Source organism: Acinetobacter calcoaceticus (assembly GCF_016508255.1).
GTDB classification, from domain to species: Bacteria; Pseudomonadota; Gammaproteobacteria; order Pseudomonadales; family Moraxellaceae; genus Acinetobacter; species Acinetobacter calcoaceticus_E.
On sequence record NZ_JADVKT010000002.1, the window covers coordinates 617,435 to 644,258 of the forward strand.

Annotated in this window: 27 protein-coding genes; 12 read left to right on the plus strand and 15 right to left on the minus strand. The window is 36.8% G+C overall.

Annotated features, from left to right (window positions below; all coding sequences use genetic code 11):
* Positions 1-32 precede the first annotated feature (32 nt).
* From iscA to I5515_RS06890, 5 genes are all read right to left on the minus strand, one after another.
* Positions 33-353, minus strand: coding sequence for an iron-sulfur cluster assembly protein IscA (iscA, locus tag I5515_RS06870; protein WP_009387121.1), 321 nt, complete (start codon positions 351-353; stop codon positions 33-35).
* Between the two features lie 30 nt (positions 354-383).
* A complete protein-coding gene (gene iscU, locus I5515_RS06875; RefSeq protein WP_004792646.1) occupies positions 384-770 on the minus strand; it encodes a Fe-S cluster assembly scaffold IscU in 387 nt (128 codons plus the stop codon).
* A 67-nt stretch (positions 771-837) separates the two neighbouring features.
* A complete protein-coding gene (locus I5515_RS06880; protein ID WP_009387124.1) occupies positions 838-2,055 on the minus strand; it encodes an IscS subfamily cysteine desulfurase in 1,218 nt (405 codons plus the stop codon).
* Position 2,056: 1 nt separating this feature from the next.
* The gene (locus I5515_RS06885; protein WP_003651563.1) at positions 2,057-2,530 is read right to left on the minus strand and encodes an Rrf2 family transcriptional regulator; all 474 of its coding nucleotides are present in this window, start codon (positions 2,528-2,530) and stop codon (positions 2,057-2,059) included.
* Between the two features lie 109 nt (positions 2,531-2,639).
* On the minus strand, positions 2,640-3,287 hold the full coding sequence (locus I5515_RS06890) for a hypothetical protein (protein WP_199965371.1): 648 nt from the start codon (positions 3,285-3,287) through the stop codon (positions 2,640-2,642).
* Positions 3,288-3,495: 208 nt separating this feature from the next.
* Between I5515_RS06890 and I5515_RS06895 the strand changes: the two genes are divergently transcribed.
* The 3 genes from I5515_RS06895 to I5515_RS06905 all read left to right on the plus strand — a co-directional run bounded on the left by I5515_RS06895 (position 3,496) and on the right by I5515_RS06905 (position 6,389).
* Positions 3,496-3,951, plus strand: coding sequence for a phasin family protein (locus I5515_RS06895; protein WP_199965372.1), 456 nt, complete (start codon positions 3,496-3,498; stop codon positions 3,949-3,951).
* Positions 3,952-4,119: 168 nt separating this feature from the next.
* Entirely contained in the window at positions 4,120-4,392 is a 273-nt protein-coding gene (locus I5515_RS06900; RefSeq protein ID WP_001043034.1) for an HU family DNA-binding protein, read from the plus strand.
* A gap of 131 nt (positions 4,393-4,523) precedes the next feature.
* Complete coding sequence (locus I5515_RS06905) at positions 4,524-6,389, plus strand: SurA N-terminal domain-containing protein (protein WP_199965373.1); 1,866 nt, start codon at positions 4,524-4,526, stop codon at positions 6,387-6,389.
* Positions 6,390-6,437: 48 nt separating this feature from the next.
* Here the strand turns inward: I5515_RS06905 and I5515_RS06910 are convergent, their stop codons facing one another.
* Positions 6,438-7,382, minus strand: a complete 945-nt coding sequence (locus I5515_RS06910) for an AraC family transcriptional regulator (protein WP_413784475.1) — start codon at positions 7,380-7,382, stop codon at positions 6,438-6,440.
* Between the two features lie 189 nt (positions 7,383-7,571).
* Between I5515_RS06910 and I5515_RS06915 the strand changes: the two genes are divergently transcribed.
* On the plus strand, positions 7,572-8,792 hold the full coding sequence (locus tag I5515_RS06915) for an alkane 1-monooxygenase (protein WP_199965375.1): 1,221 nt from the start codon (positions 7,572-7,574) through the stop codon (positions 8,790-8,792).
* Between the two features lie 95 nt (positions 8,793-8,887).
* Here I5515_RS06915 and I5515_RS06920 read toward each other — a convergent pair whose 3' ends face one another.
* The 4 genes from I5515_RS06920 to I5515_RS06935 form a co-directional block, all read right to left on the minus strand.
* Positions 8,888-10,093 (minus strand): acyl-CoA dehydrogenase family protein, encoded by a 1,206-nt coding sequence (locus tag I5515_RS06920; protein WP_199965376.1) that lies wholly within the window; start codon positions 10,091-10,093, stop codon positions 8,888-8,890.
* Between the two features lie 24 nt (positions 10,094-10,117).
* A complete protein-coding gene (locus tag I5515_RS06925; protein WP_199965523.1) occupies positions 10,118-11,401 on the minus strand; it encodes an acyl-CoA dehydrogenase family protein in 1,284 nt (427 codons plus the stop codon).
* A gap of 229 nt (positions 11,402-11,630) precedes the next feature.
* Positions 11,631-13,004, minus strand: a complete 1,374-nt coding sequence (locus I5515_RS06930) for an ABC1 kinase family protein (protein WP_199965377.1) — start codon at positions 13,002-13,004, stop codon at positions 11,631-11,633.
* A 232-nt stretch (positions 13,005-13,236) separates the two neighbouring features.
* Entirely contained in the window at positions 13,237-13,539 is a 303-nt protein-coding gene (locus I5515_RS06935; RefSeq protein ID WP_199965378.1) for a hypothetical protein, read from the minus strand.
* Between the two features lie 191 nt (positions 13,540-13,730).
* On the opposite strand from I5515_RS06935, the gene ybaK reads away from it, so the two are divergent.
* From ybaK to I5515_RS06975, 8 genes are all read left to right on the plus strand, one after another.
* The gene (gene ybaK / locus I5515_RS06940; RefSeq protein ID WP_199965379.1) at positions 13,731-14,198 is read left to right on the plus strand and encodes a Cys-tRNA(Pro) deacylase; all 468 of its coding nucleotides are present in this window, start codon (positions 13,731-13,733) and stop codon (positions 14,196-14,198) included.
* A 561-nt stretch (positions 14,199-14,759) separates the two neighbouring features.
* Positions 14,760-16,907, plus strand: coding sequence for a bifunctional mannitol-1-phosphate dehydrogenase/phosphatase (mtlD, locus tag I5515_RS06945; protein WP_199965380.1), 2,148 nt, complete (start codon positions 14,760-14,762; stop codon positions 16,905-16,907).
* Between the two features lie 105 nt (positions 16,908-17,012).
* On the plus strand, positions 17,013-17,639 hold the full coding sequence (locus I5515_RS06950) for a 2'-5' RNA ligase family protein (protein ID WP_199965524.1): 627 nt from the start codon (positions 17,013-17,015) through the stop codon (positions 17,637-17,639).
* The gene (gene cobU / locus I5515_RS06955; RefSeq protein WP_199965381.1) at positions 17,627-18,145 is read left to right on the plus strand and encodes a bifunctional adenosylcobinamide kinase/adenosylcobinamide-phosphate guanylyltransferase; all 519 of its coding nucleotides are present in this window, start codon (positions 17,627-17,629) and stop codon (positions 18,143-18,145) included. Before I5515_RS06950 ends, cobU begins: the two co-directional genes overlap by 13 nt.
* Before the next feature lies 1 nt (position 18,146).
* Positions 18,147-19,208 carry a nicotinate-nucleotide--dimethylbenzimidazole phosphoribosyltransferase gene (gene cobT, locus I5515_RS06960; RefSeq protein ID WP_199965382.1) on the plus strand — a complete coding sequence of 354 codons (1,062 nt, stop codon included), beginning with the start codon at positions 18,147-18,149 and terminating at the stop codon, positions 19,206-19,208.
* Complete coding sequence (locus I5515_RS06965) at positions 19,195-19,794, plus strand: histidine phosphatase family protein (protein WP_199965383.1); 600 nt, start codon at positions 19,195-19,197, stop codon at positions 19,792-19,794. The genes cobT and I5515_RS06965 overlap by 14 nt, the downstream gene beginning before the upstream one ends.
* 124 nt (positions 19,795-19,918) lie before the next feature.
* Complete coding sequence (locus I5515_RS06970; protein WP_199965384.1) at positions 19,919-21,484, plus strand: histidine-type phosphatase; 1,566 nt, start codon at positions 19,919-19,921, stop codon at positions 21,482-21,484.
* Positions 21,485-21,590: 106 nt separating this feature from the next.
* Positions 21,591-22,331: an adenosylcobinamide-GDP ribazoletransferase gene (locus I5515_RS06975; protein WP_199965385.1), complete on the plus strand. Its 741-nt coding sequence runs from the start codon at positions 21,591-21,593 to the stop codon at positions 22,329-22,331.
* A 118-nt stretch (positions 22,332-22,449) separates the two neighbouring features.
* Here the strand turns inward: I5515_RS06975 and I5515_RS06980 are convergent, their stop codons facing one another.
* From I5515_RS06980 to I5515_RS07000, 5 genes are all read right to left on the minus strand, one after another.
* A complete protein-coding gene (locus tag I5515_RS06980; RefSeq protein ID WP_133746676.1) occupies positions 22,450-23,559 on the minus strand; it encodes a 3-deoxy-7-phosphoheptulonate synthase in 1,110 nt (369 codons plus the stop codon).
* A gap of 96 nt (positions 23,560-23,655) precedes the next feature.
* Positions 23,656-24,543 (minus strand): sulfite exporter TauE/SafE family protein, encoded by an 888-nt coding sequence (locus I5515_RS06985; protein ID WP_199965387.1) that lies wholly within the window; start codon positions 24,541-24,543, stop codon positions 23,656-23,658.
* A gap of 153 nt (positions 24,544-24,696) precedes the next feature.
* Positions 24,697-24,978, minus strand: coding sequence for a DUF1634 domain-containing protein (locus I5515_RS06990; RefSeq protein WP_199965388.1), 282 nt, complete (start codon positions 24,976-24,978; stop codon positions 24,697-24,699).
* Complete coding sequence (locus I5515_RS06995) at positions 24,975-26,531, minus strand: PepSY-associated TM helix domain-containing protein (protein WP_199965389.1); 1,557 nt, start codon at positions 26,529-26,531, stop codon at positions 24,975-24,977. The genes I5515_RS06990 and I5515_RS06995 overlap by 4 nt, the downstream gene beginning before the upstream one ends.
* Positions 26,524-26,823: a hypothetical protein gene (locus tag I5515_RS07000; RefSeq protein WP_199965390.1), complete on the minus strand. Its 300-nt coding sequence runs from the start codon at positions 26,821-26,823 to the stop codon at positions 26,524-26,526. The genes I5515_RS06995 and I5515_RS07000 overlap by 8 nt, the downstream gene beginning before the upstream one ends.
* Between the last annotated feature and the right edge of the window lies 1 nt (position 26,824).

The window sequence follows — 26,824 nt, forward strand, 5'->3', positions numbered from 1 at the left end:
CACTGTTTTAATGAGAGATGGAAGGAGAAGGGTTATACAGTGAAAGACTCACCGCAACCACATTCACCTTTTTTATTAGGATTGTTAAATTCGAACCCTTCATTAAGGCCATTTTTAACGTAGTCCATTTCTAAGCCTTCTAAATACACAAGACTTTTTGGATCTACAAATACCTTAACGCCAAATTGATCGAAAACTTCGTCATGTTCATCGACAGAATCAACAAATTCAAGAACGTAAGCCAACCCAGAACAACCAGAAGTTTTCACACCCACGCGAATGCCTTCACCCTTACCTCGGTTCTTAAGGTAATTGCTAATATGAGTCGCAGCATTTTCAGTTAAATGAATCATGAAAACTCCAACGTTTACAGTAATAACAAATTAAGCTTTTGATTTTTTAGTGCGGTAATCTTCAATCGCAGCTTTAATCGCATCTTCAGCTAGTACAGAGCAGTGAACTTTTACTGGTGGAAGTGCAAGCTCAGTTGCGATATCAATATTCTTGATCGCTTGAGCTTCATCAAGAGTCTTGCCTTTTAACCACTCGGTTACAAGTGAGCTTGATGCAATTGCAGAACCACAGCCATAAGTTTTAAAGCGTGCTTCTTCAATCACACCGCTATCGTTTACTTGAATTTGTAAACGCATCACGTCGCCACATGCTGGTGCACCCACCATGCCTGTACCTACATTTTCAGAGTTTTTGTCTAAAACACCAACATTACGAGGGTTTTCGTAATGATCAATTACCTTTTCGCTATAAGCCATTTCGCTTCTCCAAACCTCGGGGTCAGCCTAATATTAATATGAGGGTAAAAACACTAATTTCAATGAATTAGTGTTCAGCCCATTCAACTGTAGAAAGATCAATACCTTCTTTATACATATCCCAAAGCGGAGAAAGTTCACGTAATTTCTCAACAGCGGCTTTGGTAATTGTAAGCACATGATCAATATCTTCTTCAGTTGTGTATTTACCAAAACTGAAACGGATCGAGCTGTGTGCTAGCTCATCAGATAAACCTAATGCGCGAAGAACGTATGAAGGCTCTAATGTTGCAGAAGTACAAGCAGAACCACTTGATACAGCTGCATCTTTAAGTGCCATCATTAAAGATTCACCTTCAACAAAGTTAAAGCTGACATTTAAATAGTTAGCAACGTTTTGAGTTGGATGGCCGTTTAAGAAAACCTGTTCAAGGCCTTGTAAACCATTCCAAAGCTTGTCGCGTAGTTTGCGAATGCGCTCTTGTTCTGCATGCATTGTTTTGCCGGCAATTTCAAAAGCTTCACCCATACCAACAATTTGGTGAGTAGCTAAAGTACCAGAACGCATACCACGTTCATGACCACCGCCATGAATTTGTGCTTTTAAGCGAACACGTGGGCTGCGACGTACATATAATGCACCGATACCTTTTGGACCATAAATTTTATGAGCAGAGAAGCTCATAAGATCAATCTTCATGGTAGATAGATCGATTTCAACTTTACCAGCAGCTTGAGCAGCATCTACATGGAAGAATGTTTTATTGGCACGTGTTAATTCACCAATCGCTGCTACATCTGTCACAGTACCAATTTCATTGTTTACCATCATAAGGGAAACAAGAACAGTATCAGGACGAAGAGCAGCCTTTACCATTTCAGGAGTAATTAAACCAGTTCGAGGTTCTGGTTCTAAATAGGTGATTTCAAAACCTTGTTCTTCTAATTCACGACAAGGATCTAGAACAGCTTTGTGTTCAATTTTACTTGTAATAATATGTTTGCCTTTAGATGCATAAAATTGTGCTACACCTTTAAGAGCAAGGTTATCTGATTCAGTTGCACCAGAAGTCCAAACGATTTCACGTGGGTCAGCTTTAATTAAATTTGCGACTTGCTCACGTGCATATTCAACTTTTTCTTCTGCCTGCCAGCCATACGCATGGGAACGAGATGCAGCATTACCAAAGGTACCGTCGAAAGTTAAACACTCCATCATACGTTCTGCAACTTGCGGATCTACTGGAGTGGTTGCTGCGTAATCAAGATAAATTGGACGTTTCATATCAAATACCTGTACCCGATAAAAGAGCTGAATCTGTGCCAGTCACATTTTGGCGCAATGCAACAGTTTGAACGTTGTCTCGGCTAATGAGGTCGGCAAGAGAGATTTTTGCTAAATAGTCGGCAATATGATGAGAGAGTTCTTGCCATAAATCGTGGGTGAGACACATTGCACCATTTTGGCAGTTAGCTTTGTGGTCGCAACGTGTTGCATCAACAGTTTCATTTACAGCTTCAATAATTTCTAACACAGTAATTTCATCAGCATTTCGAGCCAAATGATAACCACCATTTGCACCACGAACACTAGAAACTAAGCCATGACGCTTAAGTTTTGCGAATAACTGTTCTAAATAAGCAACTGAAATGGACTGGCGAGCGGCAATTTCTGCGAGCGTGATCGTTTGTTCAGTTGGCTGCAAAGCTAAATCAAGTAGAGCAGTCACTGCGTAGCGACCGCGAGTTGTAAGGCGCATGATTCGATACACATGTTAAGACTAGATAATAGGATTTTATGAATCCCGACTAAAATAGTCAAGTTTTTTTATTTTTAATTCAAGTGCAGGAACAAAATGGAAAAATAAATTAAGCAACCCACAAATTATATATGAAATAAACAACAAATATTAGGCTAATTATACCAAAGGCGAGGTTAATGTTACGTTGACGCTGCTGTAAGCGAGTAATGCGATTTTGATATTGTTTGATTTCCACATGAAGTGAATTGATTTCTGAACGTTGTTGGTCAATTTTTTCAAGTAAAGGAGCAATTCGTTTACGTGAAGTAAGGGTTTCTGCCTCATCATCAGGTGTGTTAAACCACTGCTTCCAGTCAGCTAAAAGCTTGGGCAGAGTAAGATGAGAAATCAAATCTAATAGCTCTTTTTTCGTTTGTTCGTCACCATCAATACGCATGTTCTTAAGACTACGCTGGTTTGAAAAAGCGAAAATCTTAATCAAATCGATAAGCGTACTATTGATTTCAAGATCGACACGTCTGTCAAAAGAGTGAATATCGAACAGCAAACCCTTTTCTGTAAATTGAACATAAAAGTTGAAAAAAGGGAGGTAACTATTGATACGAATAGTTGTTTTGTTTGAAATAAACTTTTTCGCTTGCAAGCGAAGAACACCATCGTGGGTGAGAATAAATGAAAAGAAAGTTTCTAAAATAATTAGAACAATATTCAGCAACAGACGGGGATGTTTTTGTCTTTGTTGCGTTTCACTCATAAAAGTTTATCCTTACAAATAGCAGTTAACCGAAGAATGGGACATCCTATCCCAAACTTTAATAAATGTCCTGTTAAATATATTTACATGACTTAATTGCTTTGTAGAACAGTTTTGTAAATGGATCAAGTCTTTACTTTGATATTATAGAAATATTTTGTGGTCAAATCAGTCATCAACTCTCTCATCTGATTAGGAGCTTAGATCAATGGATAATGCAAATATAGATACCCAGACAGAAGAGTCAGAAGAAAAAACTAAATTAAAATCAAAAAGTTCAAGAAAATCGGCTTTGGATTTTAGAAAGTATACCAAGCAAATTTGGTTAGCAGGGCTAGGGGCTTTTTCACGCGCGGAAGAAGAAGGTAATAAGCTATTTGATTCTTTGGTCAAAGTCGGTGAAGAGTTAGAATCTAAAACGGGCGATTTAGCAGATACTACTGTTGGTAAGGTCACAGAAAAAGCAAAAGAATCTGTATCTGAAACAAAAGATAAAGTAGAAAAAATTCTTGATACCAGTGTTAACCATTCTTTAAACCGGATTGGATTGGTCACTCCGAAGGATTTACAGCACATTGAACAGCTCTTGGTACAGCTCCATATTAAGGTCGATGCTTTAATAGAAGAAAACCAACAGTTGAAAGAAAAATTGAATAAAAAGTAAAAAATGTTGGGATTTAGCAAATATATAACAGTTTTTTAGCATTTATTTTCGCTAAAAGCCCTGCTCTAGTATTGCGTTTTCCCCCAAAGCATTGCTATAAAGGCGTCATGGCCTTTTAAACTATAGCCTTGGACCTTAAACAAACGATATTAAGAGGATGTTTTATTCATGAATAAATCAGAATTAATCGATGCAATTGCTGAAAAAGGGGGAGTATCTAAGACTGATGCAGGCAAGGCACTCGATGCGACAATTGCGTCAATTACTGAAGCCCTTAAAAAAGGTGACACAGTAACTTTAGTTGGTTTTGGTACTTTCAGTGTTAAAGAACGTGCTGCACGCACTGGTCGTAACCCTAAAACTGGTGAAGAGCTTCAAATTAAAGCAACAAAAGTACCTAGTTTCAAAGCTGGTAAAGGTCTTAAAGATTCAGTAGCTTAATCTTTTAAGATGATTAAACGCGCCAATATAGGCGCGTTTTTTATTAAAAATCTGAATTGACCAATATTGCTCATTCATTGATTGTGGTTTTTCAGTTAAAATTCTCCTCGAAATAAAATATTGGAATACTTATGGAATCGTTTCGTACAGTCATTAAGGGTTGGCTCGGCAAAGTCCTTCTAATTTTGTTTTTGACCCCTTTAGCACTTGTAGGTATTGAAGGATATTTTAATAGGGGAAACAAGGCTGATGTTGCAAAGACAGTAAATGGCCAAGAAATATCTAAAAAAGACCTTGAAACTTTAACTCAGTCTTACAAACAACAATATTTAGCTGCTGTTAAAGGTGATGAGAGTTTACTTAATTTACCTGTTATTCAGGCTAAAGCACTCGATATTTTAGTGTCACGTAATTTACTCATTCAACAAGCTGAAAAATTAGGTATTTCATTGAGTGATACTCAGATTGAGCAAATGTTAGCTCAGCAGCCTAGTTTGCAAGAGAATGGACAATTCTCGCAAAAACTCTATGAAAATTATTTACGTTCTATTGGTATGACGAGTCAGGGCTTAATATCTAGCCTTCGTCAAGATCATGCTTTAAAAATGCTAACATCAACTTTTTCTGATTACTCTCTGGTAAGTAAAGTTGATTTAATGCAAATTGCGAATTTGCAAACTGAACAACGTACATTACATTTGGCTAGTATTAAATTAGATGGTTATAAAACAGGTTTAACTGCATCTAATCAAGAAGCTACAGATTATTACAACAAGCATCAAAATGAGTTTAAACAACTGGCTTCTGTTGATGTGGATTATGTTGTGCTATCTCCATCAATGATGGCTAAACCAGCTCCTGCAACTGAAGCTGAACTTCAGCAGGCATATAGCAAGTTTGTTGAAACTCAGAAAAAAGATGCTAAACGGACTGTGAAGCATATTTTAATTACTACTGATGCTCGTGATGATGCCGCTGCTCAAAAACTTGCAAAAGAAGTATATGCCAAAATTCAAGGCGGTCTTACATTTGCACAAGCTGCATCTCAGTTCTCTGAAGACCCAAGTTCAAAAACGAAGGGTGGTTTAGTTGAGGCATATGCACCGGGTGTTTTCTCTGATGCATTTGATAAAACTGTTTTAAGTTTAAAAAGTGGTCAAGTTTCACAGCCAGTGAAAACTCAATATGGTTATCATATTATTGAAGTTGAAACTCAAGCTAACCAGATTCCTTCATTTGAGTCTGAAAAAGCTCGTTTAGTAGCAGAAGTTGAGAAGAATAAAATTGCCAATGTTTATTCTGATTCAGTAAATAGTTTAAATGAAATGGTTGTAGGTAATGATTCTTTAGAAGGCATTGTACAAGAAGTTAAGAGTACAAAAGTTGAATCATTAAATGGCGTAACCTTAGCTACACAAAATCCATATTTAAGTCAGCCAAACGTTAAAATTAAGCTATTTAATGATGATGTTAAAAATGGTGACCGTAATGCATCATCTAATATTCAGTTAGCGAATGGTGATACGGTATGGATTAAAGTGCGTGATTATCATGCTGCTGGTGTGAAGCCTTTAGCACAAGCGATGAATGATGCAAAAGCAAAAGTTATCGATGAAAAAGCACGTAAAGCTGTTCAAGCAAAAATTGCTACAATGTTGGCTGAATTTAAAACTCAACCAGCAGATCAAGTTGTTGCTAAAAATAAAGTGACATTCGAATCAGCTGGTGTATTTACTCGTTCACAAGGATTAAAACGCGAAATTGAACGCGCAGCGTTTAGCTTAGCTACACCTAAACCAGGTATGTGGTCTGTTACAACAGCGAATTTACCAAATGAGCTGGTTGTTGTCGCAGTTTCAAATGTAAATTCATCTGCTGCGAATGCTATTCCTGCTGATCAATTACAACAATTAAAACAACTTTATCGCCAATCGCGTGGTCAACAAATATTGGAAGATTACAGTCAATATTTAAAATCACATGCGAAAATTAAATAGTAATTTGATTCAATAAAAAAAGCGCCTCGGCGCTTTTTTTATTGGTAGTTAATCTAAGCTGTGTTCAATATATTGTTGTCTATATTGTTTAGGAGATAAATCAAAAATTCGTTTGAATGCCTGACTGAATGCTGTTTCGGATGAGTAACCGACCTTATTTGATATTTGCTGAATTGATAAGTTACTCGTGCGTAAATATTGACTTGCTAAGCGGAAACGATAATGTTGTAAGTAAGTTAGAGGTGGTTCACCAATAACACTACTAAATAGGTTTGCAAATTTAGAGCGAGACATACAGCATTGTTCAGCTAAAGATTCAACTGTCCATGTGACTTCAGGTTGGCTATGAATAGCAGAGAGTGCATTACTCAGCTCAGGATGCGTTAAGGCACTTAACCAGTTTTGTTGATCTGTCATCTGTTGAATATGATCACGAATGCATTCAATGAGCAAAATACTGACTAAGTGATCAATAATTTTGTCATGACCCGGCCTGATTTTTTGAGTTTCAATTGCGAGAAAATAAAGTCCAATTTGTAACCATTCAGGTGGGTTAGTTTGATTTTCATGCTGAATATGCATGATGGCCGGCAGCGCATTAATGAGCGGTCCAGCCATATGAGTATCAATTTGGCAGCGTAAACATAGCAATAATGTATTATCTGGAGATGAAGTACCAAACTCGATTGCGTCTTGTCTGTGACCGTTAAAAAGTGAAGTGATATCTAGAGAATTTACCAGCTTACTCGCTGTTGATTTTGAGTCAGTTGCACTATGTGCTTTCCCTGAAGGAATTAAAATAATATCACCAGCAGCCGCAGTTATTTTTTCTGAAGCGTTAAGTTGAATATATACTGAACCAGTTAAAACAATATAAGCAAGTAAAGCAGATTGATCTTGTGTTTTAAAAGCCCATTCTCCTTGCGCTTTTAAATAGATGTATTCAGACTTATTAAGGTGAATATCATCAAAAAATTTACTTAGTGCATCCATACTTAAATGATCAATCATTATTTTAATAAAATTATAGTGAGCTATAAGAATAGATCAACATGTGTTTTTAGGACAAAAAAGTGGAAGAAAATGCCAAAGACTTTAACATAGGTTTTTTGGACGGTTACTACTGTTAACTAAACACTATTTCTTTAACTATATAGACATATAGAAAAAGGAAATATGACTATGAACGCACCAGTAAATGTTCAGCAAGAACTTATGGCAGTGCCTGCGTCTATGCGTGAAATAGATCGCAAACGCTATTTATGGATGATTAGTCCGGCTTTGCCTGTAATTGGGTTGGCAATTTTAGCTGGTTATCAATTTGGTCCCCGCCCATTAAAAAAAGTCTTTGCATTAGGTGGCCCACTTTTATTACATGTATTAATTCCTGCAATTGACACTGTTATTGGAAAGGATGCACGAAATCCGACAGATGAAGAAATTAAGCTTTTAGAAAAAGATCCATATTATTCACGTCTTGTGAAGAGTTTTATTCCTTTGCAATATGCTGCAAACGTTTATGCATGTTATTTAACAAGTCGTAAAACCACATCTTTTATCGATAAGATTTTGCTTGGTGTTTCAATGGGGGCAATCAATGGTATTGCAATTAATACAGCTCATGAGCTGAGCCATAAGCATGATCGCATTGACCATATTTTGTCTCATCTTGCTTTAGTCCCTACAGGTTATAACCATTTCCGTATTGAGCATCCTTATGGCCATCATAAGCGTGCCGCGACACCTGAAGACCCAGCTTCTTCGCGTATGGGGGAAACATTTTATGAGTTCTGGCCACGTACTGTGATTGGTTCTTTTAAATCCGCAATAGAAATTGAAACAAATCGTTTAAAACGTAAAGGTAAAGAATTCTGGTCTTCCGACAATGAATTATTACAAGGCTGGGGAATGACTGCTGCATTCCATACATCCATGTTGGGTATATTTGGAAAAGGCACGCTTCCATATTTAGCGACTCAAGCTTTTTATGGTATTAGCCTTTTTGAAATCATTAACTATATTGAGCATTATGGTTTATTGCGTCAGAAAAAAGAAAATGGCCAATATGAACGGACTATGCCTGAGCATAGTTGGAACAACAATAATGTAGTAACAAACCTATTCTTGTACCAATTGCAACGTCATTCAGATCATCATGCTTATCCGACTCGTCCATTCCAAGCATTACGCCATTTTGATGAGGCTCCAGATTTGCCAAGCGGTTATGCAAGTATGTTATTACCAGCATTAATTCCTTCGTTGTGGTTTAAAATCATGGATAAACGTGTTTTTGATCACTATAAAGGTGATTTAAATAAAGCTAATATTTCTTCAAAACGTCGCGCTAAAATCTTTAAGAAATTTGGTGTAGTAGATCAATCATTAGAAACAACAACTGAATAAATAAAAATATTAATTCCTGAAATACGAAAGCCCTCTCATTATTTTAATGAGAGGGCTTTTTAAATTTCCGAAATTTGGAAATTCCCTTTACACTATTATTTTAATTCACTAGATGATTTGCCAAGTTCACGTCTGGCAATGATCAATTGTTGAATTTGTTGAGTACCTTCAAAAATATCAAGAATTTTTGAATCGCGTGCCCATTTCTCTAATAGCTCATCTTCGTTGTAGCCCACACTTGCTGCGAGTTCTACACATTTTAAGGTAATCTCGTTACCAACACGGCCAGCTTTGGCTTTCGCAATAGAAGCTTCTTTAGAGTTTGGCTTTTTGTTATCTGCCATCCACGTTGCCTTTAACATAAGTAGGCGAGCAGCTTCCCATTCAGCCTCCATACGGTAGATTTGAGCAGCAAGATTGGAAGCTTGCAGATAAGGTGTTGAATAGTTTGCATCAAGTTGGTCTTTAAAGATCTCTTTAATGCGCTCTAATGAAGCTTTTGCACAACCAATTGCCATAGCTGCGACTAAAGGGCGCGTATTGTCAAAAGTTTCCATAACGCCCGCAAAGCCTTTTGCAACATCGACTTCGGCATTTCCTAAAAGATTTTCAGCTGGTACGCGGCAATCCGTAAAGTTAATCACAGCTGTATCTGAGGCTTTAATACCCAATTTGTACTCAAGTCGTTCAACCTTCATTCCAGGTGTACCTTTGGGTACTACAAATGATTTTATGGCCGCACGTCCAGCCTTACGGTCAAGTGTAGCCCAGACAACAACAGAGTCGGCACGCTCACCAGAAGTCACGAATATTTTTTCGCCATTTAAAATATAGTCATCGCCATCTTTTGTTGCAGTCGTACGAATAGCAGCAGAGTCAGAACCACAGCCCGGCTCAGTAATTGCCATTGCTGCCCATGTTCCTTTGAAACGCTCTAGCTGTTCATCATTTGCGACAGCAGCAATGGCTGAGTTGCCAAGACCTTGACGAGGCATGCTGAGCAATAAGCCTGTATCGCCATAACACATTTCAATAATGCCCAGAGCTGTCGACATGTTGGTTCCATTAAGAATACCTTCGTTATCGGAATCACCACGTTTACCAGCACCTGCTGCGCCTGCATTAATGCCTTCACCACCTTCGTTCATACCATCGATAAGAGAAGCAAGCATATCGAGTTCTTTAGGATATGCATGCTCTGCTTTATCATATTTACGCGAGATTGGACGTAAAACATTGATCGCAACATCATGTGCTTGATCAATCATCATTTTGAATTTTTTAGGATTCTGTAAATTCATGAAATTATCCTCTGATTGATCAATTTAGGCGTGCAGGCCAGATTGTAAAATTGCAGTTGCGCGTAAATCACGATACCAACGTTCTACTGGGTGTTCTTTAGTGAAGCCGTGACCACCCAGAATTTGTACGCCATCTGTACCAATTTTCATGGATTTTTCAGCACAAAGTAGATGAGCTAGGTAAGCCTCTCGATGAAACGGTTTGCCTGATTCTGCAAGGCTGGCTGCGTTTAAAATCAACATACGCATTGCATCAATTTCGATTGCCATGTCTGCAATCATGAAAGCTACACTTTGGCGATGAGAGATAGGTTCGCCAAAAGCTGTTCTTTCATTGGCATATTTAATGCAATATGCTTTAACCGCTTCGCAAGTACCCACAGCCATTGCACACCACATTAAATTACCTAAATCTAGAAAGGCAGTGTAATCAAAATCTGCTGCACCTAAGCGTAGAGCAGGTGTGTGATTGAAACGCAATGTAGCAGTCTCAGTTGCTTTAAGTCCCATGGCAGGAGAATTTTTAATGGAAATACTCTCATTGCATTGAACAACAAATACATCCGGCTTACCGTTAAAGTCCGCATTAACTATGAATATATCGGCAAGGTCGCCTAAAATAACAAGTGTTTTTTCACCATCAATATAGAATTGGTCATTTTCAAGAGACGCTTTTGTTTTTAGCTCATAAGGGTTAAAAGCAGGGGTCGCTTCTTGAATAGCGAATGTCGCGGTAATATGAGAATCTTCGGCAAAACAGGGTAGGTACATCGACTGTACTTCAGTAGATCCCCAGCGTGTAATTGCATTAATGACACTAAACGTGCTGAGTAAACCTGCTGTAAGACTAAAATCACCTTCAGCTAGCTTCTCAGCAATGAGTAAATTGCTGACAATATTTTGTTCGGCAGCCACACCTCCTAACGCTTCGGGAAGTGCATAATAGTTGAGTCCTAAATCTTCTATATATTGCCAAAGACTTTCAGGAAACTCGGCAGCATGATCTGCGTCATGTGCTAATCCAAGTAAAACTTCTTGAGCAAATTGGGACATTGCATCAGAAGTCATTTTCTGTTCTTCGGTTAGGCTTAAATCAAACAGATTTTTTTGCTGTTGAGGCAAACGTTGTTGTGAAATTTGTTTAGGTTTAAATGCTTTTTGAGTCTGGCTTAATGCTCTAAAGCCAGCTTTTGAACCTTGGTAAAGTGATTTCTCTACAAATTTACGTAATTTGAGTTGATCAAGTACATCGCTTCCAGCCAATTTTGTGATCAGCGATAAACCCAAACCCTGAGCTTTATTGATCATACTTGTCATGATTATTGTGTCCTAACACGTTGTTATGGTTTTATGCTGACACGCCTCATAGTAAAAAACTATGTCGTTACTGACATTCGAAAAATGAGTAGATAAATGGTAGGTAGAAAATAATATTATTATAAATTATTGATTTTATTTATTTAAAATAATTTGATTATTGGGGGAATAGAGATGTATTGACTAGAATGACATAGAGTCATTCTAGTCCATCACTAGATTATGCGAAGTTACGTATCATGCGACGTACATTTGTTTTGGCATCAATGACCGTCATAAATGTATAGGCTCCAATAAATTTACGGCTAATAAACATAAATTCTTTTGGAGGAACAGAGAAATAACGTGACGCCATCGATTTACTCGCTTGCTGTATTACACGGCTATGTAATTGACTTTTTTTCCAGTCATAGCGTTCGTGTTCATCCATTAAGTCGCGTGGCATATCCGGATTATTTGATGGGGTACTAAATGCTTCTGTGGCCAATAAGAAAACATCAGCCATACCTGGTTTAATACTTTCAGGCATTGCATCAAAAAATTCGTATCCAGTCATGGCATTTACCATGGCTTGTTTATCGTGATTGTAACCTGCTTGAATTAAATGACGTGCAACAGAAAGTAAATGTTCATCAAACTGACGGATTGCACCAAAATCTAGTAATACGATTTTATCTTGAACATCTTGTCCATTGCCTAAACGAACGAGGTAATTACCAAAATTCGGATCAGTTTGCATTTCACCCCATTCAAAAATCTCACGAACAGCAATTTCTAGAGAGGCTTCACCAAGTTGATTACGTCGCTCTTGAGGTAGAGATAGCATCACTGGGCTATTAATTGGAACACCACGTTCAAATGTCATGCACAATACTTGGTTGGTACAATATTCATCTACAATTGTAGGAACGATATAGCGTTCGTCATCTTTTAAGCGCTCACCAAAACGACGTGTAGTTGCTGCTTCAACATCATAGTCGACTTCCCGATGCATCATTTCACGTACTTCATCAAACCACTGATCAAATTCACGGGTTTGCGGCACCATACGTGTTAGTTTGAGCATGTTTTTAAACAAGCTCATGTCTGAATCAATCGCAGAGGCTACGCCTGGATATTGAATTTTTAAAACCAGCTCTAAACCATCTGATTTACGGGTCGCACGATGTACTTGTGCAAGAGATGCTGTACCAATTGGTTCATGGTCGATCGTTAAGTCATTTAACTTAGAACCCAGCTGCTCTTGTAAATGAGGTTTAATTGCAGGCCAGTCTAAAGCAACAGTCTGATTATTTAGGGTGTTTAATGCTTGCGTAATTTCTTCGGGTAAAAAATGTTCACCATAGAGGGCCATCATTTGCCCAATTTTAACAATAGAACCCTTAAGTTTGCCTATTTCAGAAACCAGATAATTAGCTTGTTCGCTCATTGCTTTTTTACGTTTCTTTTCTTTTTCCTCATCACTAGAAAAAAGGGAAGTAGCACTTGCAGTAGCCCAACGTGTTCCTGCCAGTAAAGAAGCTTTCGCGATTGATAAGCGTCGATCCATGGAAGAAGTTTTTAAACTCTTAAGCTTATCGTTCTGATTTGACATGAAAATAGAATCCTATGCGCATCATGCAGCCAAACGCTGGTGATCTAAAATTGTAACGAATATTACATGTTTTGAGCGTATTAAAATAGTTCTCTCAGACCGAATGATAAGTCGAAAGTCTTTAAATTTTTGCTATTTACCATAAAATAGCCTAAGTAAATTAAAAAATTTAAAATACAAACCTTTTAGTAGGGTGAATTAGACTAAAACGACTTGCCAATATAAGAGTAGATTACATTTTAAATTGGATTTTCAATTCAGATTTCTGCATCAAATGTAAGCGATTAGTCTGAATATGCTGTAATAACATCTGTTTGACTGAATCATGCATAAAGCCAAGTGCATGAGCTTTTACAATAATGATGCTAGGTAAGGTGTAAAAAAAATACTTAACATCCTCAAGCGTTGCATTATTAAAAATGCCTTGCTCAATTAATGTCTGCTGTAAAAAGTGCTTTTCGTTTAATACATAATCTGAAGATTCATCCCAAAAACGGTGACGCATTGCCATCAGGTTGTTGTGCTTATAACTCATAAAATTGCCAGCTCAGACTTCAAATCTAAGTAAAATATAGGGAGTCGATGAGCGAATATCAAGTTTAGATTATTTTTTATTCAGTTGTGGATTAAGTTTTTATGTAACTCATGTAAATAGCCTAAGCAAATTTTAATTTTCTTTTTAAAATAAATATAATCGAAACAATTTCATCTATAACATTACTTACTATGACACCTGCATGTAGATTGTTAAAAAGCAATAAAATCGAATTTTCTATTCATGAATATGAACATGATGCAAATGCTAAAAGTTTTGGTTTAGAAGCAGCAGAAAAGTTAAATCTTGATGTAAACGAAGTATTTAAAACCCTCATGGTGACTGATGACAAAAATTATTTTGTGGCCGTTTTACCGGTTAATCATCAATTAAATTTAAAGAAAGTTGCTACGGCGTTGGGCTGTAAAAAATTACAAATGGCAAATCCTAAAGATGCCGAGCGTTTAACGGGGTATTTAGTGGGTGGTATTAGCCCTTTAGGTCAAAAGAAAAGGCTTAAAACAATTATTGATGCAAGTGCAGTGCAATTTAAGAAAATTTATGTGAGTGGAGGCAAGAGAGGACTTGATATTGGTTTAGATCCTAAAGATTTAGCACAGCTTTTAAATGCACAATTTGCAGATGTCCTTGATCAATAGATGTAATCGAAAAGAAGAGTTTTGTCCTTTTAACAGACATCTAAGGGAACTAATTAAATAATTGAGTAAATTTAAGCTTGCATATTTAAATACAAATGATTATCATTATCGATAATGAATATGCAATTGTGGGTGATGCTAAATAGGTTATTGAATTTAAGCAATCATTAGATTTTGAAAGATTATTTAGTTATACCAGACGTCATAAAAAGGACAAAAACGGCGATTTGATTTCTGGTATGAGAGTGCCTGTAAAATAATATAAAAATATGCAGGTATTTACAGCGGTAAAAGGAACTAAGAAAAATAAGATTATCAGCGCAATAAAAAGAATAAACAAAAGTAGCAAGAGAGGATAGCTTGCTACTTTTGTATTTAAAATTACTTTCATAATTACGCTTATAGTTCAACCTTTTTAGAATTTTAACTCTGATCAGTAACAGATCACTTATATTTTTGATTAAAAAATAATCACTAATGTTTCATTTATTAACATCCTGCCTTTTGAGCCATTTTTTTGTATACCCTGAATAAAACATGATCAAAAAAAGAGGTGAAAACGTGCTTATTTTTCATGGAAAACCTGTTCATGGAGCCATTTTTGATATGGATGGGACAATGTTTGATACTGAACGATTACGGTTTCAAACATTGCAACAGGCATCTCAAGAACTTATTGGACAGGAATTTTCACACGAATATTTAATGCAATGTTTAGGATTAAGTGCAGCTACAGCTGAACAATTGGCTCAACGTTTATATGGTGTAAATGTTCCATATAAAGAAATTAGGAAAAGAGCTGATGAGATGGAACTTGAACATATTCGAAAACATGGAGTACCCATCAAAAAGGGGTTAGTTCAAGTTCTGGAACGGTTAAGAAAATCCGGTTTAAGAATGGCAGTGGCAACCTCAAGCCGTAGAGTCATTGCCGAAGAATATTTAATTAATGCGAATGTTTATAAGTTTTTTGATGTAATTACTTGTGGAGATGAAGTACAACAAGGGAAGCCTCATCCTGAAATTTTTCTAAAAGCCGCAGGGCAACTTCACTTGGATGCTAACCAGTGCCTCATGTTTGAAGACTCTGAAAATGGTTTAACTTCAGCTCATATGGCGGAAGGTCTAACAATTTTATTAAAAGATATTAAAGAGCCAAATGATGAAATGTTGGCAAAAGCCAATTTTTATTATGATCAAATGTATGACTTTTTAACTGATCTTGATCAGTTTATTCCAGTTATGGACATGCCAGAAATACAAGAACCTTTTCCACAAAGTCTTAATCAACTTACGGTTGGGATACATGGTTTTGGGGCTATTGGCGGTGGCTATGTAGCGCAAATTTTGTCGCACTGGGATGGGTATACTAAACCCAAACGTATTATTGCTTCCACACGTAATAGTTTATTCCGCGAAGCTGTGAATGCTTTTGGAACTTATAGCATCCGTTATGGACTGTTTTCTTACGATGAACGTATTGAAAATATGACAATTGTTGATTCTGATCATGAACAACATATGTTAGAGATGTATATTCATTCAAGTTTGATTGCTTTATGTTTACCCGAAGAAGCTATTGAAGCTGAGTCCAAAATCATTGCAAAAGGATTATATGCACGCTTTAACTCGGCACTTGAAACATGCAAAGAGCCTCTGACATTTTTAATTATTTTGAATAAAGTCGGTGCAAAATATTTGGTCATGAAGCATGTTAGAGAAGCATTGTTAGAGTTAACCAATGATGAAGACGTGACTGAGCATATTTTAAAAGAGCATTACTTTTGCGACACCGTTGTGAACCGTATGGTTTCAAAATTGTCTAACCAGAATCTATATCGTCAACTCCGAATTAAACATAATTTTCTTGAACAGCATTTAGCTGATGTAGAGCAAGATGATCATGTTGAAATTGAAGATTGCAATAAACTGACGCAAATCCAGCAAAATCAGGCATCTTTATATGTTGATAATATGCGTCGTAATTTCCAACCAGGACATATTCTACAAAGCATGGATCTAATTTTATTCCATAGTGAAATTGATATGCCAATTTACGTGGAAAAAGGTAGTCCTTTACTAGAGAAGTTACGTCAAGTGGTATTGGTTGACCAGATTACTGATATTCAGTTAATTAAAAATCGATTATGGAACGGCATACACGCCATGCTTGCTTGGTATGCTTCTTTACTTGGCTATGATTCAATTGGTATTGCAGCAGGTGATAGTTCGGTTAAAGCATTTGCCGAGAATTTATGTACAGAAGTAAAGCAGGGATTGGCAATAATCTTGCCTAAATATGCAAAAGATCTTGATCGAATGGCGCAAAGTTTTTTAGATTCATGTGAATATGCATTTAAAGATCCATGCCAACGTGTGGCAAGAGATCCTTTACGTAAACTGTCTCATAATGAACGGGTAATGGCTTCAATTGCAGTGAATATACATCATGATTTATCCCATAAAAATTTACTAAAAGGTGCTGCTTTAGGTTATGCCTATGCAATTCAATTTTTAGGAATTAAAGAGACTGATGCCATTAAGCATTTGCAAGAACAAATCCAAAATTTAGATATTAGCACTGCTCAAAAAGAGCACCTTGAGGTCGGTTTGACTCAAATGATTCGATATTTATTTTCTGAACAAGGCATAAAGCCTTTGCACATGAACGTTACCAGCTCCAAAGTCACACACACTCAATATGCTTAAATGTGTGTAATGTTTTAATACTCTACAATTAAATAGCAAACATGCTTTAATACAAAGACTAAGTTATTTTGAATTAAAGCTGTGCTGCTAAAACCTTCGACGCTCTTGGTGCCAACACCTATACGGGATTACCCAGAATGGCACTGTGGGCGTCAAAATTATGCTCTATGGTATTTGGAAATTAATAATCACAAACTGATTGATTATTTAGATATGCTACGCTCACATTTTTCAGAATTTTTATTAGAACCGAATACTCGCCAATATCATGTCACGCTGTTTATATGTGGCTTTTTAACTCAAGAAACTAATGTTCATAGTGATGACTTTAGTTTTAGTGAATTTGAACAACAAATCGAAATTTTAAGAAAAGACTCTTTTGATCCATTTCAATTAAAAATCGGGTTAGTCGATAGTTTCAGTAGTGCTTTATTTGTACAAATCCAAGACCATCAAAACGTTTTATCTCAATTGCGGAAAAGACTAGCATTGGTTTCTAATGAAATTGCAGCTTTAGATTATTGTCCCCACATCACACTAGGTTTATATAAAAAAGCTTATAGTAGTGATTTGATTTTACAAAAAATTTCTGAATTACCTGTACAATACAAACACGCTGAATTTGAACTTAAAGTTGAGCATTTAACGTTTGGTTATTATGACGCTCAAACTTTACAAGGTAAGTTATATCCGCATCGGCATTTGTTTTTAGGTGATTCATGTTGCAACTGATTTTGGGCGGTGCCCGTTCTGGCAAAAGTCGACTGGCTGAACAAACGGCAATGTCTGCACAATTAGCTGTGACTTATGTAGCCACGGCGCAAGCGCTTGATCCAGAAATGCAAAATCGAATTGCCCATCATCAAAATCAGCGTCCTACGGAATGGCTTTTGCTTGAAGAACCCTTATATTTAGCAGAAGTTTTACAAAAAATTGATCGACCAAATCAGCTCATTTTGGTGGATTGTTTAACGCTTTGGCTAACGAATTTATTACTTTTAGAAGATCAAGACGTTCAACAGTTTGAGTGTGAGCAGCTTTTAAAAGTCTTACCTAAGCTTCAGTCCGAAATTATTTTAGTAAGTAATGAGACAGGACTTGGGGTTGTGCCACTTGGTGAGATTACTCGTCGTTTTGTAGATGAGGCGGGAAGACTGCATCAAGCTCTAGGGCAAATTGCAGATAAGGTTATTTTTTGTGTAGCGGGTTTTCCAATGATTTTAAAAGGTGAGAAGTAAAATGAACTGGTGGTTAGAATCTGTACAGCAACCTAATCTGGAAGCAAAACAACAAGCGGAGCAACATCAACTCCAACTCACTAAACCTACAGGTGCTTTGGGTGATTTAGAACAGATTGCAGTTACACTTGCCAGTTTACAGTCAAATGCCCATCCTCAGGTTAACCTTCCATGGATCACAATTTTTGCGGGCGACCATGGAGTAGTCGAAGAAAATATCTCTGCATACCCTCAAGCTGTTACACGTCAAATGCTGCAAAACTTCACAACAGGTGGGGCTGCAATTAGTGTAATTGCTAAATATCATCAGGCTCATTTACAAGTCATTGATTGTGGCACAGTTGGCGATGCATATGAATATGCTGGTGTTGAGCGTCATTGTATTCGTGCGGGTACGGCAAATTTTGCCAAACAAGCTGCAATGAACGTAGATGAATGTCGTGCTGCTTTAGAGTTAGGAAAAAATAGCGTAGATACGGCTAAAGCGAATGGCGCAGATATTTATATTGCTGGTGAAATGGGAATTGGAAATACATGTTCTGCTTCTGCCTTAGCATGCCTTTTACTAAATGATACAGCTGAACAATTAACTGGTGTGGGTACTGGAATTGGTGCTGATCAATTAAGACATAAAATTGAAGTGATTGAGCAAGCCATAGAGCTTCATCATCAACATGTTATTGGTGATGCATTTAAAACATTGTGTGCAGTGGGTGGCTTAGAAATTGCGGCAATTACAGGTGCATACATTCGATGTGCTCAAGTGGGTTTACCTGTCATTGTGGATGGCTTTATTAGTTCGGTAGCCGCTTTGTGCGCAGTAAGAATGAATACTAAAGTACGTGAGTGGATGTTATTTGGCCATCAATCGGCAGAATATGGTCATCGTCGTATTTTGCAGGCATTGAATGCTGAACCAATTTTAAAGATGAACTTGCGTTTAGGTGAAGGTAGCGGTGCAGGTACTGCCTTGGGATTGGTTAAAATGGCATGTGTATTACATAACCAAATGGCAACCTTTGCTCAAGCTGCTGTAAGCGGGGATAAAATTGAGCAAATTTAAAATTGATTTGCTCAGACATGGTGAAAGTCAATATAGCCATACATTACGTGGTCATTTGGATGATGAATTGACTCCAAAAGGTTGGCAGCAAATGCAGTCAACCATTAACCAAGTCATAGAACCAAAATGGGATGTGATTGTAAGTTCTTCATTAAAACGCTGTGCTTGTTTTGCTGAGCAACTTGCACAAACAACTGAACTTCCTTTGCTTTTAAATGATGACTTAAAAGAAATGTTTTTTGGTGATTGGGAAGGTGTTTCGACACAGCAAATTTATGAAACCTCACCAGAGTTGTTAGCAAATTTTTGGCAAAAACCGAGTCAATATTGCCCGCCTCGGGCAGAAACGTTAATGCAGTTTCAAATGAGGGTTTTGAAAGGTTTTCAAAACCTATTAGAATATATGCAAAAACAAAACTGGCAACATGCATTGGTTGTTACTCATGGTGGTGTCATTAAGCTATTGACTTGTTTAGCACAACAGCATCCTTTGGATGATTTACTAAAAATGCCTGCGGAACTTGGGAAATTATATTCATTCGAATTTTCTGAAACAGATGGTCAATTAACTTTCATGTTGAGATAGCAAATTTATATTTCTATACACTTGTAAGTTATTATTTTTATAAAGATATTTCATGTGATGTAATAGAACTGTCATTGCTAAAAACTAAGATACGGGCATTTCTTATTAATAACTTATCAGACTCATGAATATTATATTTAAAACAACGATGCTCGCAGCATCATTATTACTTGTGGCTTGTAACGATAATGATAAAGATGTTCAAACGACGACACCTACCAACCAATCAAAATACTATCAAACAAAAGCACCTTATCAACCGCAACAAGACCTAAAAAGTTATGAACAAGCACCAACTGGGTTCCAACCAGTTTTTACAGAATTAGTGGCACGTCATGGATCAAGAGGTCTATCAAGCCTTAAATATGATTTGGCACTTTATAATTTATGGAAGCAGGCAAAAGCAGAAAATGCCTTAACGCCGTTAGGAGAACAATTAGGTGCTGATTTAGAAGCAATGATGAAAGCTAATATCCTATTAGGTTATGGGGTTGAAGGAATTCGCCAGTATGGTTATGGAAATGAAACCATGACAGGTATTTTAGAACACCGCGGCATTGCAGATCGATTATTGCAGCGTTTACCAAATCTATTAAATTCACAAGCGTCTATATTGGTACAAAGTTCTGGAGTTGATCGCGCGGTGGATAGTGCTAAATTCTTCACTGCTGAACTTATTAAACAGCAACCGCCACTTAAAGATAAAATTGTTCCAGTGTCTTATACCAGTTTATCGAGTACAAGCGTTCCTAGTCTTGGAGATGGTGGAGTTGATCGTTTTAAACTTTATTTTCATAGCTTAAATGCGGCTGACGACTTCACCCAACCACTTACTGCTAGCCAACAAAAAATTTATGATGCAAGTCAGGCTTATCAAGATTTTGAAGCAAATAATAAAAATTTAGCCCAAAAGTTGAATGAGTTATCAACAAATACTGAGGCTGAAAAAACGGCACAGACAGTAATTAGCCCAATTTTTAAAGCGGACTTTATTAAAAAACTTGGTACAACGGGTTATAGCTTTAGTAATATCGGATCCTTTACGGTAACTTCACCTAAAGGTGAACAAATTACAGAAAAAGGCAAGGGTAAAAATACAATCGCAAGTGCAGTTGATGCCGCAGCTTATGTTTATGAACTCTATTCAATTTCTGGTGGTATGAAAGATGAGTTAAAGGGCATCGATTTTGATAAATATATGCCTTTAGAAGCTGCAAGGTTCTATGCTGAATTTAATGATGGCAATGATTTTTACGAAAAAGGCCCAAGTTTTACCGAGTCTAATCAGGTCACAAGTGAAATTGCACAAGGTTTGAAACAAGATCTATTCCAACAGGTTGATGCTGTCGTGAATAAAGCACAGCCTTACAAAGCCGTTTTACGTTTTGCTCATGCTGAAATTATTATTCCTCTGGCAACTAGCTTAGATTTACATAATATGATGCAGCCTTTACCACTTCGCCAGACTTATAACTATTCAACAAGCTCATGGCGCGGTGAGGTGGTTTCACCTATGGCAGCAAATGTACAGTGGGATATTTATCAAAATAGCCAAGGCAATACTTTGGTAAAAATGCTTTATAACGAAAAAGAGATTTTATTTAAGTCAGCATGCAACTATGCCCGCTACAACCCAACGAGTTTCTACTACGACTACTCAAAATTGAAACAGTGCTATCAAATGCAATAGTTTTTTAGTTTTCTGAGGTCTTTAATGGGAATAGGGATTGCTATTCCCATTTTTATTTCTTCATAATTCAATCTGTTTTGAATATAGATCAGTTAGAGACTTGGATATGACACCATTTTGGATTGCATTGCAATTTTTAACTGTTCTGCCGATTGAGTTAAAGACAATCCCAACGGCGCAACAAAATGGTCGAGCTATTTTGTTTTATCCATTAGTTGGGCTCATTATTGGTGGAATTCTTTTCCTTGTAGTGAGCCTTTTCGCTAAATTACCAGTTCTTCTGCTTGCTGCCATCACAGTAACCTTATGGATTTTGCTGACAGGCGGACTACATCTAGACGGGCTGGCGGATACGGCAGATGCGTGGGTAGGTGGCTTTGGAGACAAGCTACGTACTTTACAAATTATGAAAGATCCAAGTTGTGGTCCAATTGGAGTATTGAGTTTAGTTGTTATCTGTTTGCTCAAATTTGCGCTGGTCTATGTATTGATTGAACAACAGCAAACACTATTTTTAATATTGGTTCCCACACTCGGACGTGTTGTGCCATCTATTTTGTTTTTAACTACCTTATATGTTCGCGAAAAAGGTTTAGGCCGTTCTCTAACTGATCATTTACCTAAAACAGCTTCATGGATAATAACTGGGTTAGTTCTGCTGTTACCTTTGTATTGGAAATGGCAAGGATTGATTGCCATCATTGGCTTCTTAATGAGTCTTGTTTATTTAAGACATCTATTTATAAAACGAATTGGCGGTATTACTGGCGATACAGTGGGGGCAGCGATTGAGCTTAGTGAAACTGTGCTACTTTTTACTTTTGTCATCAGTTATTTTTACTTATAAAAAACATCAGTATTAATATATTTTTTAATCTGGTTTCTTATTTATTTCACATGCAAAAAATTAACAATATAAAAAGCCCTCAAAAATGAGGGCTTTTTATGGACTATTAAAAGATGGATTAACGATTTGGTAAAACGTCTTTTAAAGCTTCATGCATTTCAAGCAATGTTTTTTCGGTCGTTTCCCAGTCAATACAGCCATCAGTCACTGATTTACCATATTCAAGATCACAAAGGTTTTCAGGAATATCTTGACGGCCGCCTTTTAAGTGACTTTCAACCATAAGACCGACAATTGACTTATTACCATCTAAAATTTGTTCCGTAATATTTTTAAGAACAAGTGGCTGTAAGTACGGGTCTTTATTTGAGTTCGCGTGACTCGCATCAATCATGATTTTATTGCTAACTTTTGCTTTCGCTAAAGCATTTTCTGCTTCTTCAACAGAGCCAGCATCATAGTTAGGCTTACCATTACCACCGCGTAATACAACGTGTGCATAAGGGTTACCATTTGTATTAATAATTGAAACCTGACCATCTTCATTAAGGCCTAAGAAACTATGGCCATATTTAACCGATTGCATGGCATTGGTGGCAACAGTTAAACCGCCGTCTGTACCATTTTTAAAACCAACTGGTGATGATAGACCAGAAGACATTTCACGGTGAGTTTGGCTCTCGGTTGTACGTGCACCAATTGCAGACCATGAAATTAAGTCTTGGTAATATTGTGGAGAGTTAGGATCAAGTGCTTCGGTTGCACATGGCAAACCTTTTTCATTTAACTCAAGCAAGAGTTTACGACCAATACGTAAACCTTTTTCGATGTTAAATGAGTCATTCATATCAGGGTCATTGATTAGACCTTTCCAACCAATTGTCGTACGTGGTTTTTCAAAATAAACACGCATAACTAAATACAATGAATCTTTAACTTTTTCGCTTAGCACTTTTAAGCGATCGGCATATTCGTGAGCAGCTTTAGGGTCGTGAATAGAGCAAGGACCAATAACGACAAACAAACGTTTATCTGAACCATCTAAAATATTACGAATAGTTTCGCGACCTTTTAGAACGGTTTGTGAAGCAACATCAGATAGAGGAAGCTCTGATTTAAGCTCAGCTGGTGTTACAAGAGTTTGAATGCTTTTAATATTAAGGTCGTCGATATCTGGCTTTGAAACGGATTTTGAATGTGTAGTCATTACTGTCACTGGTTCGATCATACTAAAGGTTGTTTTGTGTACTGAATATACCATGAAATAATTATGAAAATCTTACATCTCATGGTATTTCACTTTTGAAAAATCTTATTGATTTTACTATCTTTCAGTTGTATTGCTTGTTTTTTCAGCAATCACGACTTGTTGTTGTACCACAGGTGCTTTTGGTTTTGCTTTGACTGGATGGACCATAAAGTTAACACCAAGGGCAAATAGGGTAATGCCTAAAATTTTTCGGATTAAACGTTCAGGCATGCGAGAACTAATGAGCGTCCCTACAATAATTGCTGGAATTGAACCCACCAGTAACCACATAAGAAGCGTAAAGTCGACGTTACCAGCGCTCATGTGTCCAAGACCCGCCACTAAGGTAAGTAATACAGCATGTACAACATCTGATCCAATAATTCGGATCATTGGCAAATTAGGAAACATAATCACAAGTGCCATGATGCCAAATGCACCAGCACCGACAGATGAAAGCGTTACGAATACACCTAAAATGATACCCATAATCACGATAAAGCTACGTTTTTTATGGATAGCTAAATGCTCATTTTCACTTTGAGTTACTTCGTTACTTCTAAAACGATTAAAGAACTTTTCAATGCGTGAACGGAAAATGATGGAAACACCAGTTAAAGTTAGCATAAAGCCTAATACCATAGTTAACACAGCTTTATAGTGTGTTGACTGACTTAAATAATGCTCTAGTAACCACGTGGTGCCGAAAGATGCAGGAATACTGCCTACTGCTAACCATAAAACGATTGGCCAGACAATATTTAGCTTTCTAGCGTGGACCATTGATCCACAGAATTTTGAAATTGCGGCATAAAGTAAATCGGTACCAATGGCGATATGTGGTTCAATTCTAAAAAGACCAATTAAAATTGGTGTCATTAATGATCCACCACCAACTCCTGTAATCCCTACACAGAAACCAACTAACATACCCGCTAAGATAAATTCAAAAGCACCAGACATCTTTATCGCCACTTATCACGAAACGCCCATATCTTATTCCTTTTAGAGATAAACAGTTGTCATGAATAGTGATTTACTTATGCAAAAAAAAGCTAAGCAATCAAAAAATTGCTTAGCTTGAACTATTTTTCATCAACTTATTAAGGTCTAAGATTATTTTGATGATTTTAATGGGTTAAGTAGAAGAATGAGACCAAAAGTTAACGGCGTTGCAAAGATCCACCAACTGACAAAACCAATTGAAAAGTTATAATGTTGAATCAGAATATATGCGCATAAAATAAACAATATGAATGCAGCTATCTTAAAGTGTTGGTAATATTTTTGAGCTAATGGTTTGAAATGGCCTGTTGATTTTGGCGATCGATATTTTTCACTCGACATAAATAACAAATACATTCCTAATAAAATTAAGATGAAAGCTATAAAGATCATGAGCTCACCTCTGTATTTAATTTATTCAGCTTCTTTTGGATTTTTTCTACAGCTTTATGCTGAATAGGTTGAATTTTGCAGAATATAAAAATTGCTAAGACTGCAAGTATCCATAAAAAGACATCTATACGTGCAAATGCCCAATAACTGTTGAAGCTTTGAATATAGTCATGTTGAAGTAAATAGCTTAAATTTAAGATTGGAAGCATCATACAAAGCATAATAAAAATACTAAGTTGAGTTCGCCATAAATATTGTTTTTTAGTGACTAAAGCGATGATTAAGCTCATAAGCCAAACAAGGAAAAAACTATAGATTTCATAATTGATCGTGGTTGACGTAACTGTAAACAATCGATTTGCACTTAAATAAGCAACAGTGGCACAAGGTAATCCTACAAAAGTTGCGACATTTAAACGGTCAACTAAATAGTGTCCAAAATGAAATTGGCTTTTTTTATTTTGGATTTGACGTTTTAAACTCCAAAGTAACAGGCCAGAAGCAATCATTACGCAACCTAAAATACCAGAGAAAAAGAATCCTAAGCGAAGTAAAGGCTGGGCAAATGTTGCCATGTGTAGACCGTAGACACCCGCATTAAGCGTGGCAATAGCACTATCATTACGCGTATCTGCTAAGACTTTGCCAGTTGATGCATTTAATGTAATTTGAGCCTGATTACGGGTAATTGAATGATCTTCTTTTTGAATAAAAGTAATTTGTGCCTGATTGGTATTTGGATTTTTTACACTAATTGTAGATAGGGTTTGATCGCCCCAACTTTGTTGCACTTGGCCTACTAACTGTTCGATAGATAAATTTTGAGCAGGCTGTATTGATTGGCTTTCAGGCACAGTCTTTGTGCGTATTTCGGTAAAATATTGATATGGATTTTCAGGATAGAGCTTTTGCATTCCCCAAGGCAGATATAAGTAAAAGAAAATAGCTAAGCCTGTAAATGTAATGGTTAAAAAGAAGGGTAGTGCAACAACTGAAGAAATATTATGAAAATCTAGCCATGAACGCTGCGACTTAAATGTACGTAAAGTAAAAAAGTCGGTAAATATTTTTTTATGGGTAATAATGCCTGAAACCAAAGCAATCAACATAATAAATGCCGCGATGCATACTAATAATCGTCCGATTAGGATGGGCATGCCAAAAAGCTGATAATGGAAGCGGTAAAAGAAATCGCCACCTTCAGTTGCGGAAAGTTGAAGCTCTCGTCCCGTATTGGCATCTAGTGTTGCATTACCATAACCGCCGTCTGGCTTTTCCCAATACATCGTATTTACTGGACTTTCATGCGTTGCAACGTTTATGTACCACGATTTGGCATCTGGAGCATGTTCTTGTAAATATTGGTAGGCTGTTTTAATCGCAACATCTTGCTTTATTTCATATTGTGCAAGAGGAGGTTGCATCCATAAGTTAATTTCGTGGCGGTAGTAAGATAAGCTACCCATGAAGAAAATAGCAAATACAAGCCATCCGAAAATTAAGCCAGTCCATGAATGTAGCCATGCCATAGATTGGCGTATACCTTTATGCATAACTCACCATCCGTGTTGCAACAAAGAATAGAACGCACAGAAAAATTGATAGCCCCGTTAATTTTCGGAGTGATTGAATGCAAAAACCTAAAATCACAAAAAATACATAAAATAAAATGGAAATAAATGCGGCCAAATAAATAGCTTCTGCCTTGTTTAATGTCAAACGGAATAGTCCTGTTAGTCCAAGACTTAAATACGCCATACAAGCAAAGCCGATACCGAAAATGAGCAAGAATCGATAGAAAACTTTTATGCGATATGACATAGAGAGATTTACGGTTTTGGACATG

Bases quoted from the DNA above. Each gene is read 5' to 3' on its own strand.
- I5515_RS07000 (WP_199965390.1), bottom strand. From the start codon at position 26,823: ATGTCCAAAACCGTAAATCTCTCTATGTCATATCGCATAAAAGTTTTC.
- I5515_RS06990 (WP_199965388.1), bottom strand. From the start codon at position 24,978: ATGATCTTTATAGCTTTCATCTTAATTTTATTAGGAATGTATTTGTTA.
- I5515_RS06915 (WP_199965375.1), top strand. From the start codon at position 7,572: ATGAACGCACCAGTAAATGTTCAGCAAGAACTTATGGCAGTGCCTGCG.
- I5515_RS06935 (WP_199965378.1), bottom strand. From the start codon at position 13,539: ATGAGTTATAAGCACAACAACCTGATGGCAATGCGTCACCGTTTTTGG.
- I5515_RS06975 (WP_199965385.1), top strand. From the start codon at position 21,591: ATGACACCATTTTGGATTGCATTGCAATTTTTAACTGTTCTGCCGATT.
- cobT (WP_199965382.1), top strand. From the start codon at position 18,147: ATGAACTGGTGGTTAGAATCTGTACAGCAACCTAATCTGGAAGCAAAA.
- I5515_RS06900 (WP_001043034.1), top strand. From the start codon at position 4,120: ATGAATAAATCAGAATTAATCGATGCAATTGCTGAAAAAGGGGGAGTA.
- I5515_RS06985 (WP_199965387.1), bottom strand. From the start codon at position 24,543: ATGTCTGGTGCTTTTGAATTTATCTTAGCGGGTATGTTAGTTGGTTTC.
- I5515_RS06920 (WP_199965376.1), bottom strand. From the start codon at position 10,093: ATGAATTTACAGAATCCTAAAAAATTCAAAATGATGATTGATCAAGCA.
- I5515_RS06970 (WP_199965384.1), top strand. From the start codon at position 19,919: ATGAATATTATATTTAAAACAACGATGCTCGCAGCATCATTATTACTT.
- I5515_RS06980 (WP_133746676.1), bottom strand. From the start codon at position 23,559: ATGATCGAACCAGTGACAGTAATGACTACACATTCAAAATCCGTTTCA.
- I5515_RS06910 (WP_413784475.1), bottom strand. From the start codon at position 7,382: ATGGATGCACTAAGTAAATTTTTTGATGATATTCACCTTAATAAGTCT.
- ybaK (WP_199965379.1), top strand. From the start codon at position 13,731: ATGACACCTGCATGTAGATTGTTAAAAAGCAATAAAATCGAATTTTCT.
- iscU (WP_004792646.1), bottom strand. From the start codon at position 770: ATGGCTTATAGCGAAAAGGTAATTGATCATTACGAAAACCCTCGTAAT.
- cobU (WP_199965381.1), top strand. From the start codon at position 17,627: ATGTTGCAACTGATTTTGGGCGGTGCCCGTTCTGGCAAAAGTCGACTG.
- I5515_RS06925 (WP_199965523.1), bottom strand. From the start codon at position 11,401: ATGATCAATAAAGCTCAGGGTTTGGGTTTATCGCTGATCACAAAATTG.
- I5515_RS06890 (WP_199965371.1), bottom strand. From the start codon at position 3,287: ATGAGTGAAACGCAACAAAGACAAAAACATCCCCGTCTGTTGCTGAAT.
- I5515_RS06905 (WP_199965373.1), top strand. From the start codon at position 4,524: ATGGAATCGTTTCGTACAGTCATTAAGGGTTGGCTCGGCAAAGTCCTT.
- I5515_RS06930 (WP_199965377.1), bottom strand. From the start codon at position 13,004: ATGTCAAATCAGAACGATAAGCTTAAGAGTTTAAAAACTTCTTCCATG.
- I5515_RS06880 (WP_009387124.1), bottom strand. From the start codon at position 2,055: ATGAAACGTCCAATTTATCTTGATTACGCAGCAACCACTCCAGTAGAT.
- I5515_RS06995 (WP_199965389.1), bottom strand. From the start codon at position 26,531: ATGCATAAAGGTATACGCCAATCTATGGCATGGCTACATTCATGGACT.
- I5515_RS06895 (WP_199965372.1), top strand. From the start codon at position 3,496: ATGGATAATGCAAATATAGATACCCAGACAGAAGAGTCAGAAGAAAAA.
- I5515_RS06885 (WP_003651563.1), bottom strand. From the start codon at position 2,530: ATGCGCCTTACAACTCGCGGTCGCTACGCAGTGACTGCTCTACTTGAT.
- iscA (WP_009387121.1), bottom strand. From the start codon at position 353: ATGATTCATTTAACTGAAAATGCTGCGACTCATATTAGCAATTACCTT.